Below are 13750 nucleotides of genomic sequence, written 5' to 3'. Positions count from 1 at the left end.
TCAAGATGAGATTTCCCATCGCGTTAAGCGAGTAAGATCCCTCGAAGATGACGAGGTCGATAGGTCCGAGGTGGAAGCGTGGCGACACGTGCAGCTGACGGATACTAATCGATCGAGGACTTAACCAATCAGAAAAGCGGAGGACGCCCGCCTATCGGCGAGACGCGCTGGAGGGCCCGTGAGGAGGCTGTCGCCGCCGCAACGGGACCGAAGCGTCGCGAGCCGATGGCGTCCGGAGCTAGACAGCACGAAAAGCGCATGCGCCCGGCTTCTTCCCAACAGACGGTTATCTAGTTTTGAAGGAATGAACTCTTTCTTGATAAAATCGATTAGATGAATATAATTATTTATGTCAATTGAACAACTTGCCTAGTGACAATGGCGGAGAGGAAACACCCGTTCCCATCCCGAACACGGAAGTTAAGCTCTCCAGCGCCGATGGTAGTTGGGGCCAGCGCCCCTGCAAGAGTAGGTCGTCGCTAGGCAGTTTCTATTATACCAGGGAGTGAAACACGCCTAAATTCCCTTTACCTTTTTATTTATATCGCCGCGGGGTGGAGCAACGAGCCTAAGCTTCCTTGAATCCGCTGCGAGTTGTCCCGACGCATCTAACATCGTTGAATAAGCTAGAAGAGGAAGGGACAACGAATTTAATGAAAGCTTTCTAAATTAATTGTTCTTTTTATCGTCGCGGGGTGGAGCAGTCCGGTAGCTCGTCGGGCTCATAACCCGAAGGTCGCAGGTTCAAATCCTGCCCCCGCAATCCATTTAACCTTAGGAAATGTAAAATTTCCTAAGGTTTTTTATTTTTATGTGTTATATTTTCCCTAACCGCAAACCGGTGCGGAGACGCAGTCTGTTTCCATAGTGGAAGCATTTTTTCTCTTGATAATAAAGCAGCCGCTATCTTTCCTCTATATAAAGTGGTAACACATGGCGAAAATATGGTAAAATTTCAACAGCGAAGATTATCATGATAAAATGTGTTAAGGTGACAATCGATGAAACGTTATGAACTGATAATGCATTCCCCAGAAGAAACGATGAGCTTTGCTCACAAATTGGGGGAAAAATTAGAAGCCGGATCTGTCGTTACGCTAGAAGGAGATTTAGGGGCAGGAAAGACGACTTTTACAAAAGGATTGGCGAAAGGACTGGGAATCGAAAAAACGATTAATAGTCCTACCTTTACGATCGTAAAAGAATATAAAGGGCGCCTTCCTCTTTATCATATGGATGTGTACCGCCTAGAGGATGAGATGGAGGACCTTGGCTTTGATGAATACTTTGAGGGAGATGGCGTTACTGTTATTGAATGGGCACACCTTATTAAGGCACAATTGCCAAAAGAAAGATTAAATATTTATTTGTTTCATCATGGAGATCATCAGCGTAAATTAGTGATGGAACCAGTAGGAAAACGGTATGAACAGTTATGTAAGGAGATTTTAGAAGCATGAAAATATTAGCGATTGATACATCCAATGTCGTAATGGGAATCGCGTTAGTTGAGGATGACCTCGTAAAAGGAGAAATAACAACCAACATCAAGAAAGACCATTCTACACGTGTCATGCCAGCGGTCCAATCATTGATGAAACATTGCGGCGTTACCCCTCAGGAGCTCGATTTAATCGCTGTCGCAAGAGGTCCTGGTTCATATACAGGTGTGCGCATCGGTGTGACGATTGCGAAAACGCTAGCGTGGTCATTAAACATTCCAATCGTCGGAGTATCTAGTTTAGAGGTGCTGGCGGCTAATGGTCGATATTTTTCTGGCGTGATTTCTCCGTTTTTTGATGCCAGAAGGGGGCAAATTTATACGGGGCTATACCGTTATAATGGGTCAGAGCTCGTATGTATAGAAAGTGATCGCATCGTTCTAGCGGAAGAATGGGCCAACCAACTCAAGGCAAGAAAAGAAGAGGTGTTATTTATTGGAACAGGTGTTGCTTTAAACGATCTGTTTCAAGCGCAACTTGGGGAATTGGCTCATTTTGCTCCCGCTGCATTACAATTGCCGCGGCCGAGCGAACTAGCGCTCCTTGGAAAGAAAAAAGAGCGGGAAGACGTCCATACATTCGTACCGAATTACATCCGTTTGGCGGAGGCAGAAGCGAAATGGCTTGCCAAACAAAAAGGGGAAAATAACAATGGGGATGGATATTCAATTTCGGTTCATGACATTAAATGACATTGATGATGTGTTGCGAGTAGAGCGTGCCTCATTTACCACTCCTTGGAGCAGGGAGGCATTTTATAATGAACTTGTCCACAATCGTTACGCGAAATATATCGTTATGGTGCATAAAGGCCGCATCATCGGCTATGGCGGAATGTGGGTAGTGATCGATGAGGCGCATATTACGAATGTGGCAGTATTGCCGGAATTTCGCGGCAAAAAGTTAGGAGAAGCGCTCATGCGCAAATTGATGGAAACGGCCAAACAGTTAGGGGCTGTAACGATGACGTTGGAAGTTCGAGTTTCTAATCATGTGGCCCAGTCGTTATATCGAAAATTAGGGTTTCGCAATGGCGGCATTCGCAGACAGTATTATCCAGATAATTTAGAAGACGCGCTAGTAATGTGGGTGAATTTATCATGAATCATGACATATATGTGCTTGGAATTGAAACGAGCTGCGACGAAACAGCAGCAGCAGTAGTGAAAAACGGCAAAGAAATTCTCTCCAATATCGTCGCTTCGCAAATGGAAAGCCATAAACGATTCGGCGGCGTCGTACCGGAAATCGCTTCGCGTCATCATGTCGAGCAAATTACGCTTGTGATTGAAGAAGCGCTGAATAAGGCAGGCGTTTCCTTTTCACAATTACACGCGATTGCGGTAACGAAAGGTCCAGGACTGGTCGGCGCGCTGTTAATTGGGGTCAGCGCGGCAAAAGCGTTATCGTTTGCCTATAATATTCCGCTGGTTGGCGTTCATCACATCGCAGGGCATATTTACGCGAATCGGCTTGTTACGGAAATGAAATTTCCGTTATTATCCCTTGTTGTTTCTGGCGGACATACGGAACTTGTATACATGGAGGAACACGGCAAGTTTCAAGTGATTGGCGAAACGAGAGACGATGCGGCGGGAGAAGCGTATGACAAAGTGGCGAGGGCGTTAAACCTTCCTTATCCAGGCGGGCCGCATATTGACCGTCTTGCCCAGGAAGGAAAGGCGACAATCGATCTGCCACGGGCTTGGCTCGAAGAAGGATCGTATGATTTCAGCTTCAGTGGTTTGAAATCGGCCGTATTAAATACGCTGCATAATGCTAAACAACGCGGTGAAGAAATAGATCCAAAAGATATGGCGGCCAGCTTTCAGGCCAGCGTTATCGATGTGCTAGTGACCAAAACGATCCAGGCGGCAAAAGAATATCACGTTCGCCAAGTGTTGCTTGCGGGCGGGGTCGCCGCTAATCGAGGATTAAGGGCGGAATTGCAAAAGCAAATGGCGAAATTAGACAATGTTGAGTTAGTGATACCGCCATTATCGTTATGCACTGACAATGCAGCAATGATCGCAGCAGCAGGAACCGTGTTGTATACGCAAGGAAAACGGGCGGACATGGCATTAAATGCCGACCCAAGCTTGGAGTTAGAATAACGGAAATCAAACGGGCTTTTTTCAAGATTTAATCTTGAAGGAAGTCCATTTTTTTATTAAAAAAATAAAGGTTGTGCATATATTTATCCACAATTTGTGGATATTGTGGAAAATGAGAAAAAAAACTCATTATATTAAGGAGAAAATAATCACAGTTTTTTTCACATAAAACAGATGCTTTTTGTGGATAATGTGGAAAAACCGGTGAATAACTTGAATAACGGGAAGAAAATTGGGGATAAGTTTGTGGGTATGTGATTAACTAAAAAAACATCCACCTGTTCATAACCGGTGGATGTTTGTGTATTTTATTATTTTAGTGTATGAAGTTCTTCCCATTCTGCTAGTAATAGATCTAGTTTTTGTTTCATTTCCTCGTTCTCTTTTGTCAGCTGTTGCACTTTTTCGTGATCTTGATAAATATCAGGATCACATAATTGTTCTTCAACGTGCGCAATTTGTTGTTCTAATTCGCTAATTTCCGCTTCGATTTCTTCAATGCGGCGCTTGCGCTGCCGTTCTAGCTTTTTTGCTTCTTTTTCTTGCTCATAACTCGATTTTTTCTTTGATTCCCCATCAGGAAGGTTCACGTTTGTTTGCGGTTGCTCCGCAGCGATGAGGCGTTCGAGTTCCAGCATTTCTTCTTTTTTGGCGATATAGTAGTCATAGTCACCTAAATATTCAGTAATTCCATCGCTAGAAAGTTCGTATATTTTCGTGGCGATGCGGTTGATAAAGTAGCGGTCATGGGAAACGAACAAAATCGTTCCAGGGTATTCAATTAAGGCATTCTCAAGCACTTCTTTGCTGTCTAAATCAAGATGGTTGGTCGGTTCGTCTAAAATAAGGAAGTTTGCTTTTTGCATCATCAATTTGGCGAGCGCCAGTCTTGCTTTTTCGCCACCGCTGAGCGCCGATACAGGCTTTAGTACATCGTCCCCGGAGAATAAGAAGTTCCCGAGCACGGTGCGGATTTCTTTTTCCGTTTTATCGGGATATTCATCCCAAAGTTCATCGAGCACACGCTTATTCGAGGACAAGTCGGCCTGGTTTTGGTCATAGTAGCCGATTTGCACGTTTGAGCCGTAGCGGAAACGCCCTGCTTGCAGCGGGAGTTTGTTGACAATCGCTTTTAACAACGTGGATTTGCCGATTCCGTTCGGACCAATCAGAGCGATGCTTTCCCCGCGCGTGATGCGAAAGCGAACATTATGAATAATTGGCTGATCTGCATCATATCCCACTGCGACATCTTCAGCGATTAACACGTCATTGCCGCTTTCCCGCTCGATTTCGAAGGAAAATGAGGCAGCTTTTTCATCCCCAACTGGCTTCTCCATTCTTTCCATTTTTTCTAGCCGTTTTCTTCTGCTTTGCGCGCGCTTGGTTGTCGAAGCGCGGGCGATATTGCGTTGAATAAAGTCTTGCAGCTTTGCAATTTCTTCTTGCTGTTTTTCATATAGTTTTCGTTCCCGTTCGTATTCCTCTGCCCGTTTCTCTAAGTAGCGGCTGTAATTTCCGCTATACCGCTTTAATGTCGAGCGCGATAGCTCGAATACTTGAGTGACGACCTTATCGAGAAAGTAGCGGTCATGGGAGACGATTAAAATAGCGCCAGGATACGTTTGTAAATATTGCTCAAGCCATGTTAATGTTTCGAGGTCTAAATGGTTGGTCGGCTCGTCCAAAATAAGCAAATCGGGTTTCGTTAAAAGCAATTTTCCGAGCGCCAGCCGCGTTCGCTGTCCGCCGCTTAACGATTGGACAGGAGTTGTCATATAATCGTACTTAGAAAACTGCAAACCGTGTAAAATGGAGCGGATATCGGCTTCGTATTGGTAACCGCCTTGTTCTTTATAACGCTCTTGTAGCGTGTCGTATTCTTTTAATAATTTTTCATAACGGGATGCATCTGCGAGCAAATCAGGATCGCCCATTTGCATTTCCAGCGCGCGCAATTGCTTTTCCATGGCCTTTAATGGGGCGAATACTGTCATCATTTCTTCCCAAATCGACAACGAAGAGTGAAGACCGCTGTCCTGAGCGAGATAGCCGATCGTTACTTCTTTTGGTTTCATAATCTCTCCGCTATCGTAAGACATTTCACCGGCAATGATCTTTAATAGCGTCGATTTTCCTGCTCCGTTTCTTCCGACGAGCGCAATTCGGTCTTTGGATTGTATTTCTAATTTTATATTCGATAAAATAAGGTCAGCGCCAAAATATTTTGTCAGTTGATTCACTTGTAAAATGATCATTGTTTTTCACCTCGCGTTTAACAATAATAGTGTAGCGTAAGTTACTTTCCTATCGCAATAAAACGATAAAAGACAGATGACGAAAAATAGTGTATAGTTTATAAGTGGAGGAGATTACGTTGTCAACATTTACCCATTTCAATGAACAAGGCCGAGCAAAAATGGTCGATATTACGGACAAAGAGGATACGGTCCGCATGGCGACCGCGCAAACAAGTGTGACCGTCAATAAGGAAATTTATGAAAAAATGACAAACAAGACGATCGAAAAAGGGGATGTGCTTGCCGTTGCGCAAGTGGCGGGCATTATGGCGGCGAAAAAAACAGCCGATCTCATTCCGATGTGCCATCCGCTTATGCTAAAAGGTGTCGACATTCAGTTTGCCTGGCATGTCGAAGAAGAAAAAGCGTTGTATCAATTGTTGATTACCGTAACAGTGAAAACAAAAGGAAGCACAGGGGTAGAGATGGAAGCGCTAACGGCCGCCTCTGTATGTGCGCTGACAGTATATGATATGTGCAAGGCGCTTGATAAAGGAATGGTGATTGGCCCAACCTATTTAGTAGAGAAAATGGGTGGAAAGTCAGGACATTATCAACGCAAAAAGAGAAGTGCTGGGGGATTTATCGATGAGCAATGAACAGCCAAAAATTCCGCAAGCAACGGCCAAACGTTTGCCGTTATACTATCGTTTTTTAAAAAATTTACACGCTTCCGGAAAACAACGCGTTTCTTCTGCCGAGCTGAGCGAGGCGGTTAAAGTCGATCCTGCGACGATCCGCCGCGATTTTTCTTATTTTGGCGCGCTTGGCAAAAAGGGATACGGATATAATGTCAACTATTTGTTGTCATTTTTCCGGAAAACGCTCGATCAAGACGAGATAACGGAAGTTGCGTTATTTGGAGTCGGGAACTTAGGCACCGCATTTTTAAACTATAATTTCTCGAAAAACAATAATACGAAAATTGTGATGGCATTTGACGTAGATGAAAGGAAAGTCGGTACAGAAGTCGGCGGGGTGCCCGTCTATCATTTGGATGAATTAGAAGACCGTCTTCACGAGGGAATTCCAGTAGCGATTTTAACGGTGCCTGCCCATGTCGCCCAATGGATTACCGACCGTCTTGTCCAAAAAGGAATTAAAGGGATTTTAAATTTTACGCCGGCGCGCTTGAACGTACCGAAGCATATTCGCGTCCACCATATCGACTTAGCGGTCGAATTGCAGTCGCTCGTTTATTTTTTGAAAAACTATCCGCTTGAATAAAGGAGAGAATAAAACATGAAATATTTATTAATCGTGCTTGTCATTTTATTATTGTTTGGAACAAAAAAACTTCCGGAATTGGGCAAGTCGCTCGGTCAATCGCTCCGCGAGTTTAAGGATGCGACGAAAGGATTAGCCGATGAAGATGAAAAAAAAGCCGACCAATGATGAGTTAGGATGGTTGAGACATGAATGATAAAGAAATGTCGGTGTATGAGCACCTAGGAGAGTTGCGAAAACGGCTTATCATTGTTCTTGTTTTTTTTGGCATTGCCTTGATAGGGAGCTTCTTTTTTGTCGAACCGATCATTTTATATTTGCAGCATACGGATGAAGCAAAAGAATTGACGATGAATGCATTTCGTTTGACAGACCCGATCAAAATTTACTTTCAGTTTGCCTTTGTCATCGCCTTTATTCTTACTGCCCCGGTTTTGCTTTATCAAATTTGGGCGTTTGTCAGCCCAGGGTTATATGAAAAAGAGCGAAAAGTGACGTTAAGCTATATTCCGCTTTCGATTTTTCTCTTTTTAGCAGGCGTTAGTTTTGCGTATTTTGTCTTATTTCCGTTTGTCGTTCGTTTTATGCAAAATTTGGCGGAACGCCTCGGTATTCATCAAGTCATCGGTATTAATGAATATTTCGAATTTTTGCTTCAGCTCGTCTTGCCGTTTGGCATTGTCTTTCAGCTGCCGGTAGTTGTGATGTTTTTAACAAGACTTGGTTTGATTACACCGATGTTATTGAGCAAAGTACGAAAATACGCTTATTTGGCCTTGCTGATTTTAGCTGCGGCCATTACGCCGCCGGATGTATTATCACAAGTGATTGTGATGATTCCGCTTTCGATTTTATATGAAGCAAGCATTTGGATCTCCAAAATGGCTTACCGCAAAGTATTATTGGCGCAACAGGAACAAGAAAACCTCCCGTGATATCAAACGGGAGGTTTATTGCGAAAGTGGAATGCGAAGAGACGTATGGCTGCTCCAAAATCAAGCGTAGCCAGGATGGCAAGGAAGATGGTGAAAAAGTTCCAAATCGTATCTTTTGCACTTTGAATGGACAAGTAAGTAAATAGTACTCCCATCAGAAAATAGGCAAAAGCGAATTGCAATGGTGTCCTTCTCATTGTATTAAAAGCCCCCAATAATGAGTTGTATATGTTCTGCCTGCCGCATCATTTTTTCAATTTCATCAGCAAACAATGTTTGCACCAAGACTACGAACGTATTCATCGTAACATGAGCGAATATCGGAACGAAAATGCGCCCCGTTTTCGCATAAAGAAAGGCAAACGTAAAACCCATTGCCGCATATAAAAGCAGATGCTCCAATTCCATATGGACTACCGAAAATAATAGCGAACTGATGAGCGCGGCAATGAAGAAGTTGTATTTTTGATATAGCGTCCCGAAAATAATTTTGCGAAAAATAATTTCTTCTAAAATCGGGCCGATAATGGAAGTAACGATGATCAATATCGGGGTGACTTGAATGATTTCGACAATTCGTCTCGTGTTTTCCGAGCCCGGTTCGATGCCAAGCAGACGCCATTCAATATTAGCGGCAATGCTCTGGGCAAACAGGGCTAAAAAGACGCCGCCGATCGCCCACATCCAGGCGACAGGCAAGGAAACGCGATAACGAGTATGCCGCTGTTTTATATCCTCGCGCAAGAAAAAGAGAATAATCAAAAACGCAATCGCAAAGCTAATGACCGCCCAATAGCCAGAAGTGAGCTGTGCGGCAACGAGCTTGTTTTCGGCATGTTTCCCCACGCCGAGAAAGCGCAAAAGCGGAACCCCTATAATACCGGACAGCTGCATGATGATATACGTAATAATGACATACCAATATTGTCGTTTCAAGAAAACTTACCCCTTTACCAACAAAATAGTGATGCTTCCCGTATTTTAGCACATCTTTTACAAAAATATAAAAAAATTGACTGCCGCTGTTTATAGATCATGGAAGTATGAAATAATTGAAAAGGATTTAGAAATTTTGTATTTCATACTTGCAAAAAAAAGAGAAGTTCATTAATATTATAAGTGTGTTAGCACTCGATTGAGATGAGTGCTAATAAGAACGGCGAAAATTATGTTAAGGAGGTTGTTTTCCGTGTTAAAGCCATTAGGTGATCGCGTTGTCATTGAAGTGATCGAAACAGAAGAAAAAACTGCAAGCGGTATCGTATTGCCAGACACTGCGAAAGAAAAGCCACAAGAAGGTAGAGTAGTTGCTGTCGGCAAAGGACGCGTGCTTGACAGCGGTGAGCGCGTAGCTCCGGAAGTAGAAGTTGGCGATCGCATTATCTTCTCGAAATATGCTGGCACAGAAGTAAAATATGATGGCAAAGAATACTTAATCTTACGTGAAAGCGATATTTTAGCTGTTATTGGCTAATAGACAGCGTTTATAACATAGATATGCAAAAAATACTTAACAACATTCCATTTTATAAGGAGGTAACGGGGTATGGCAAAAGAAATTAAATTCAGCGAAGAAGCTCGTCGCGCGATGTTACGCGGTGTGGATAAACTAGCAGATGCGGTAAAAGTAACATTAGGTCCAAAAGGCCGTAACGTCGTATTAGAGAAAAAATTCGGTTCGCCATTAATTACAAACGACGGTGTAACGATCGCGAAAGAAATCGAATTGGAAGACCCATTTGAAAACATGGGTGCAAAACTTGTTGCGGAAGTAGCAAGCAAAACAAATGATGTTGCTGGGGACGGTACAACAACGGCAACAGTTTTAGCGCAAGCAATGATCCGCGAAGGATTGAAAAACGTTACAGCTGGCGCTAACCCAATGGGCATCCGTAAAGGTATTGAAAAAGCGGTCGCTGTGGCAGTAGAAGAATTAAAAGCAATCTCCAAACCAATTCAAGGTAAAGAATCCATTGCTCAAGTTGCAGCGATCTCTGCAGCTGACGAAGAAGTTGGTCAATTAATCGCAGAAGCAATGGAACGCGTCGGCAACGATGGTGTTATCACATTAGAAGAATCGAAAGGCTTCGCAACGGAATTAGATGTTGTCGAAGGTATGCAATTTGACCGTGGTTATGTATCTCCATACATGATCACAGATACAGAAAAAATGGAAGCAGTGCTTGAAAATCCATACATCTTAATTACAGATAAAAAAGTTTCTAGCATCCAAGAAATCTTGCCTATCTTAGAACAAGTAGTTCAACAAGGAAGACCGCTATTAATTATCGCAGAAGATGTCGAAGGCGAAGCGCTTGCAACATTAGTCGTCAACAAACTTCGCGGTACATTCAATGCGGTAGCGGTAAAAGCGCCTGGCTTCGGCGATCGTCGCAAAGCGATGCTTGAAGATATCGCGATTTTAACTGGCGGTGAAGTTATCTCCGAAGAACTAGGACGTGAATTAAAATCTGCAACAATTGCATCGCTTGGCCGCGCTTCGAAAGTAGTTGTAACGAAAGAAAATACAACAATCGTAGAAGGCGCTGGCGATTCTGAACGCATTAAAGCTCGCATCAACCAAATCCGTGCGCAATTAGAAGAAACTACTTCGGAATTCGACCGCGAAAAATTACAAGAACGCCTTGCAAAACTAGCTGGCGGCGTAGCGGTAATCAAAGTTGGTGCGGCGACAGAAACAGAATTGAAAGAACGCAAATTGCGCATTGAAGACGCGCTCAACTCTACTCGTGCGGCTGTCGAAGAAGGTATCGTAGCCGGCGGTGGTACGGCATTAATGAACGTATACAGCAAAGTGGCTGCGATCGAAGCGGAAGGCGACGAAGCAACTGGTGTGAAAATCGTTCTTCGCGCAATCGAAGAGCCAGTTCGTCAAATCGCGCAAAACGCTGGTTTGGAAGGCTCTATCATTGTTGAACGCTTAAAAACAGAAAAACCTGGCATCGGCTTCAACGCGGCTACTGGTGAATGGGTAGACATGATTGAAGCTGGTATCGTAGACCCAACAAAAGTAACTCGTTCTGCGCTTCAAAACGCAGCTTCTGTTGCCGCTATGTTCTTAACAACAGAAGCAGTTGTCGCTGACAAACCAGAAGAAAACAAAGGCGGCAACCCAGGAATGCCTGACATGGGTGGCATGATGTAATAATTGCCCAAAAGCCTTGGAGCACTGGGGTTCCCCTGGTGTTCCTTTCTTTTTTGACCGCGGAAAAATCATAAATTTTTTATGAAGCTTCCCATTCGTTCGCTGAACTTTTGGGAAGCTTTTTCTTCTAAGTTTTTAGTCATATGAGCATAAATCGTTGGCAGATTGCGTTGACCTGTGTTCAGAACCAATTAGGCTGAATGACAAAGTGTTTCTATAAATCCTGAGTTACATTAGTTTTTAGATTTATATTCTTAGAAGGCTGTATTGCACTATATATAGGGCTCTCTCCGTCAATTTTCCTAAAAGATAGAAATCGGCTTAAGCTTGAAGATTAGACTTAATTTAACTGAAAGGCCAAATGTGTCTGTCCCATCTCTCTATACATTAATAAAGTGGAGGCTTGGTTAATATTAAATAATAGTGTTTCATCAACATATTCAGCTTGACACCGGACATAATCTTTAGTGATCGAAACAGGGTGTATTGGATATTTAAAAGGTGCTCCATGCATTTTAGTTACACTAACATATAATTGTCCATCTTCATAGGTAATCATTAATTTTCTTTCAGAGTTTTCTATCTGATATGTTCCAATTAAGCGCTGAACTTTACTGTCATTTAAATCAATTGATGCCGCTAATTCAGGAAATGAGATCGGTACACCGAAAAATAAACTAGCTAGATTTTTGCCGATCCAAGATACAGGAGTAATATTAAGGTTGCTCAATACAATAACTGTAAGATGATCGTTTACGAATCGAAAAATATTTCCGCAAAAACCATTGATATCGCCATAATGACTAATACAGGTATGGCTGCTGTCACCGATCTTCATCTGTTGAATAGCCCATCCGTAACCATAGTTTTCTTGATAAGGGGTAAAGATAGATTGGAGTGATTTATAAGATACAAGTTTATTGGTATATAAAGCTTGATCCCAACGATATAAGTCCTCAACGGTAGAATACAACCCATATCCTCCAACAGGAATTGACATATCCACGGGTTCTGTATGAATTATCTCTTTCCACACAGAATATCCCGATGCAAGATTATTGACTATGGTACGCCCATTATCTACTCCCGTATCATTCATTTTAAGCGGGTTAAAAATATACTGATTTAAAAAATTGGCATAGGATTGCTTAGAAAGTAGTTCAATAATTTTAGTTAGTAAAATATAGGACGATGTACAATAAGAAAAGCGTTCTCCAGGTGTAAACTCTAGGGGAAGGTTCTTAAATAAATCGATCGTTTGATCCAAAGTAGAAGGCAATCGCATAATCCGTTCCCAGTAATCCGGAAACTTCACAAAATCAGGAATACCAGAAGTGTGTGTAAGCAAGTGATGGATCGTGATTTGGCCACCGTTAGGATAGTCAGGAAGATAATTGTTAATTGGTTCTAGTACTGAAAGCAGTCCCTGTTCTTGTAACTGGAGAATAGCCATAGCTGTAAAACCTTTAGTGATAGAGCCAATTCGATATTTAGTTTGGGGTGTATTCTTTACAGCATGTTCTCTATTGCTCCAACCATAACCACGGCTTAGTAAAATATCTCCTTTATAGCCTACTAGTATAGATCCATTAAAATAACCATTTTCTTCCAATTTATTCATATAGCTTTGTAATTGAGAAATGATCGTTTTCAAATGATAACCACTCCTAAGATCGATGTTTCGAGTCATTCATATACATTATAAAGTTTCTATAAGAAGTATAGTTGCATTTTCTCTTAAAGAAATTGAACATATTTTTTACCCGCCTCTTATTTTGCCTTGGGTACCGTCAAGAATTTTGTGTAATGTAATGGAGTAGGGTTTCTCTGAATTGGATTTGGAATGAATAGGGAACTGGTTTTCTCCACACAGGAGACTGAATATTCAGTCTCCTGTGTGGAAAGGGAGAATCCCCCTATTTTGTTCATTTACAGTATTTTGTTAATAATAACGTTCTTCAAACATTCGTTGAAGGGCTTCATGTGCTTCGGCAAATCCTCGCAACTTTCGCCCTGCCCATTTCTCATTAAAATCTTGGATGGTCAAATACACGACTTTTTCAGCGGCTTCTAAACTACTCAAACTGTTCATCGGCTTTAGACGTTTCCGAATCTCTTTGATCGTTCGTTCAATGGCATTGGTCGTGTAAATCACACTTCGAATACTGCTTGGATAATCCATAAATGTAAGGAGGACATCCAACTCATTGGCCCAAGATTGAACTTCTCTCGGATACTTGCTGGACCATTTCGACTCAAACTGTTGAAACATCTGTAACGCAATCTCCTTATTCGGTGCGCGATAAATCAGTTTGAGATCCTCTGCCACTTCAAATTGATCTTTTTTCCGAACACGATTTAAGGTATTACGTACTTTGTGAACGACACAGCGCTGCACATCGGCTTTCGGATAAACGGCTTTAAAGGCTTCCTCCAGTCCCGGAAGGCCATCGAATACACCAAGAAGTACTTCCTGTAATCCTCTCTTGTAGAGATTGTGGAGAAT

General features: G+C 42.5%; 15 protein-coding genes, 1 tRNA gene and 2 rRNA genes. 13 read left to right on the top strand and 5 right to left on the bottom strand.

Annotated elements, in window-relative coordinates:
• The 7 genes from AC1WMD_RS18580 to tsaD all read left to right on the top strand — a co-directional run.
• Positions 1–128: ribosomal RNA gene (locus AC1WMD_RS18580) — 23S ribosomal RNA — on the top strand; the annotation flags it as partial.
• A gap of 240 nt (positions 129–368) precedes the next feature.
• Positions 369–485: ribosomal RNA gene (gene rrf / locus AC1WMD_RS18575) — 5S ribosomal RNA — on the top strand.
• 204 nt (positions 486–689) lie between these two features.
• Positions 690–763, top strand: a tRNA-Met gene (locus AC1WMD_RS18570).
• Positions 764–1001: 238 nt separating this feature from the next.
• Positions 1002–1460 carry a tRNA (adenosine(37)-N6)-threonylcarbamoyltransferase complex ATPase subunit type 1 TsaE gene (gene tsaE / locus AC1WMD_RS18565; protein ID WP_043903394.1) on the top strand — a complete coding sequence of 153 codons (459 nt, stop codon included), beginning with the start codon at positions 1002–1004 and terminating at the stop codon, positions 1458–1460.
• Entirely contained in the window at positions 1457–2194 is a 738-nt protein-coding gene (tsaB, locus tag AC1WMD_RS18560) for a tRNA (adenosine(37)-N6)-threonylcarbamoyltransferase complex dimerization subunit type 1 TsaB (RefSeq protein ID WP_043903395.1), read from the top strand. Before tsaE ends, tsaB begins: the two co-directional genes overlap by 4 nt.
• Complete coding sequence (rimI, locus tag AC1WMD_RS18555; protein WP_494258186.1) at positions 2154–2606, top strand: ribosomal protein S18-alanine N-acetyltransferase; 453 nt, start codon at positions 2154–2156, stop codon at positions 2604–2606. The genes tsaB and rimI overlap by 41 nt, the downstream gene beginning before the upstream one ends.
• Positions 2603–3616, top strand: a complete 1014-nt coding sequence (gene tsaD / locus AC1WMD_RS18550; RefSeq protein ID WP_043903397.1) for a tRNA (adenosine(37)-N6)-threonylcarbamoyltransferase complex transferase subunit TsaD — start codon at positions 2603–2605, stop codon at positions 3614–3616. Before rimI ends, tsaD begins: the two co-directional genes overlap by 4 nt.
• A gap of 311 nt (positions 3617–3927) precedes the next feature.
• Here tsaD and AC1WMD_RS18545 read toward each other — a convergent pair whose 3' ends face one another.
• Positions 3928–5874 carry an ABC-F family ATP-binding cassette domain-containing protein gene (locus tag AC1WMD_RS18545; protein WP_043903398.1) on the bottom strand — a complete coding sequence of 649 codons (1947 nt, stop codon included), beginning with the start codon at positions 5872–5874 and terminating at the stop codon, positions 3928–3930.
• A 119-nt stretch (positions 5875–5993) separates the two neighbouring features.
• On the opposite strand from AC1WMD_RS18545, the gene moaC reads away from it, so the two are divergent.
• From moaC to tatC, 4 genes are read left to right on the top strand one after another with little or no spacing between them, the layout of a single operon-like run.
• The gene (gene moaC, locus AC1WMD_RS18540) at positions 5994–6515 is read left to right on the top strand and encodes a cyclic pyranopterin monophosphate synthase MoaC (RefSeq protein ID WP_043903399.1); all 522 of its coding nucleotides are present in this window, start codon (positions 5994–5996) and stop codon (positions 6513–6515) included.
• Positions 6505–7143, top strand: a complete 639-nt coding sequence (locus AC1WMD_RS18535) for a redox-sensing transcriptional repressor Rex (protein WP_043903400.1) — start codon at positions 6505–6507, stop codon at positions 7141–7143. Before moaC ends, AC1WMD_RS18535 begins: the two co-directional genes overlap by 11 nt.
• A gap of 15 nt (positions 7144–7158) precedes the next feature.
• Positions 7159–7311 carry a twin-arginine translocase TatA/TatE family subunit gene (locus tag AC1WMD_RS18530; RefSeq protein ID WP_017434444.1) on the top strand — a complete coding sequence of 51 codons (153 nt, stop codon included), beginning with the start codon at positions 7159–7161 and terminating at the stop codon, positions 7309–7311.
• Between the two features lie 20 nt (positions 7312–7331).
• The gene (gene tatC / locus AC1WMD_RS18525) at positions 7332–8078 is read left to right on the top strand and encodes a twin-arginine translocase subunit TatC (protein ID WP_043903401.1); all 747 of its coding nucleotides are present in this window, start codon (positions 7332–7334) and stop codon (positions 8076–8078) included.
• A gap of 2 nt (positions 8079–8080) precedes the next feature.
• Here the strand turns inward: tatC and AC1WMD_RS18520 are convergent, their stop codons facing one another.
• Positions 8081–8233, bottom strand: coding sequence for a YdiK family protein (locus tag AC1WMD_RS18520; RefSeq protein WP_494258187.1), 153 nt, complete (start codon positions 8231–8233; stop codon positions 8081–8083).
• A gap of 46 nt (positions 8234–8279) precedes the next feature.
• On the bottom strand, positions 8280–9014 hold the full coding sequence (locus AC1WMD_RS18515; protein ID WP_494258185.1) for a CPBP family intramembrane glutamic endopeptidase: 735 nt from the start codon (positions 9012–9014) through the stop codon (positions 8280–8282).
• 253 nt (positions 9015–9267) lie between these two features.
• On the opposite strand from AC1WMD_RS18515, the gene groES reads away from it, so the two are divergent.
• Complete coding sequence (gene groES, locus AC1WMD_RS18510) at positions 9268–9552, top strand: co-chaperone GroES (RefSeq protein ID WP_043903404.1); 285 nt, start codon at positions 9268–9270, stop codon at positions 9550–9552.
• Positions 9553–9624: 72 nt separating this feature from the next.
• Positions 9625–11244 carry a chaperonin GroEL gene (gene groL / locus AC1WMD_RS18505; protein WP_043903405.1) on the top strand — a complete coding sequence of 540 codons (1620 nt, stop codon included), beginning with the start codon at positions 9625–9627 and terminating at the stop codon, positions 11242–11244.
• Between the two features lie 340 nt (positions 11245–11584).
• On the opposite strand, the gene AC1WMD_RS18500 is transcribed toward groL, so the two are convergent.
• Positions 11585–12898: a serine hydrolase domain-containing protein gene (locus AC1WMD_RS18500; RefSeq protein WP_494258184.1), complete on the bottom strand. Its 1314-nt coding sequence runs from the start codon at positions 12896–12898 to the stop codon at positions 11585–11587.
• 288 nt (positions 12899–13186) lie between these two features.
• The coding region (locus tag AC1WMD_RS18495) for an IS256 family transposase (RefSeq protein ID WP_494258183.1) at positions 13187–13750 on the bottom strand (564 nt) is incomplete at its 5' end.

The organism is Parageobacillus sp. NEAU-HV-2 (genome assembly GCF_059115485.1).
Note: the sequence above shows the minus strand (reverse complement) of the source record. Positions and strands in the feature narration are given on the sequence as shown.

Coding starts and splice junctions, on each gene's coding strand:
- tsaD (WP_043903397.1), top strand. CDS start 2,603: ATGAATCATGACATATATGTGCTTGGAATTGAAACGAGCTGCGACGAA.
- AC1WMD_RS18535 (WP_043903400.1), top strand. CDS start 6,505: ATGAGCAATGAACAGCCAAAAATTCCGCAAGCAACGGCCAAACGTTTG.
- tsaE (WP_043903394.1), top strand. CDS start 1,002: ATGAAACGTTATGAACTGATAATGCATTCCCCAGAAGAAACGATGAGC.
- tatC (WP_043903401.1), top strand. CDS start 7,332: ATGAATGATAAAGAAATGTCGGTGTATGAGCACCTAGGAGAGTTGCGA.
- tsaB (WP_043903395.1), top strand. CDS start 1,457: ATGAAAATATTAGCGATTGATACATCCAATGTCGTAATGGGAATCGCG.
- rimI (WP_494258186.1), top strand. CDS start 2,154: ATGGGGATGGATATTCAATTTCGGTTCATGACATTAAATGACATTGAT.
- AC1WMD_RS18545 (WP_043903398.1), bottom strand. CDS start 5,874: ATGATCATTTTACAAGTGAATCAACTGACAAAATATTTTGGCGCTGAC.
- AC1WMD_RS18520 (WP_494258187.1), bottom strand. CDS start 8,233: ATGGGAGTACTATTTACTTACTTGTCCATTCAAAGTGCAAAAGATACG.
- groL (WP_043903405.1), top strand. CDS start 9,625: ATGGCAAAAGAAATTAAATTCAGCGAAGAAGCTCGTCGCGCGATGTTA.
- AC1WMD_RS18530 (WP_017434444.1), top strand. CDS start 7,159: ATGAAATATTTATTAATCGTGCTTGTCATTTTATTATTGTTTGGAACA.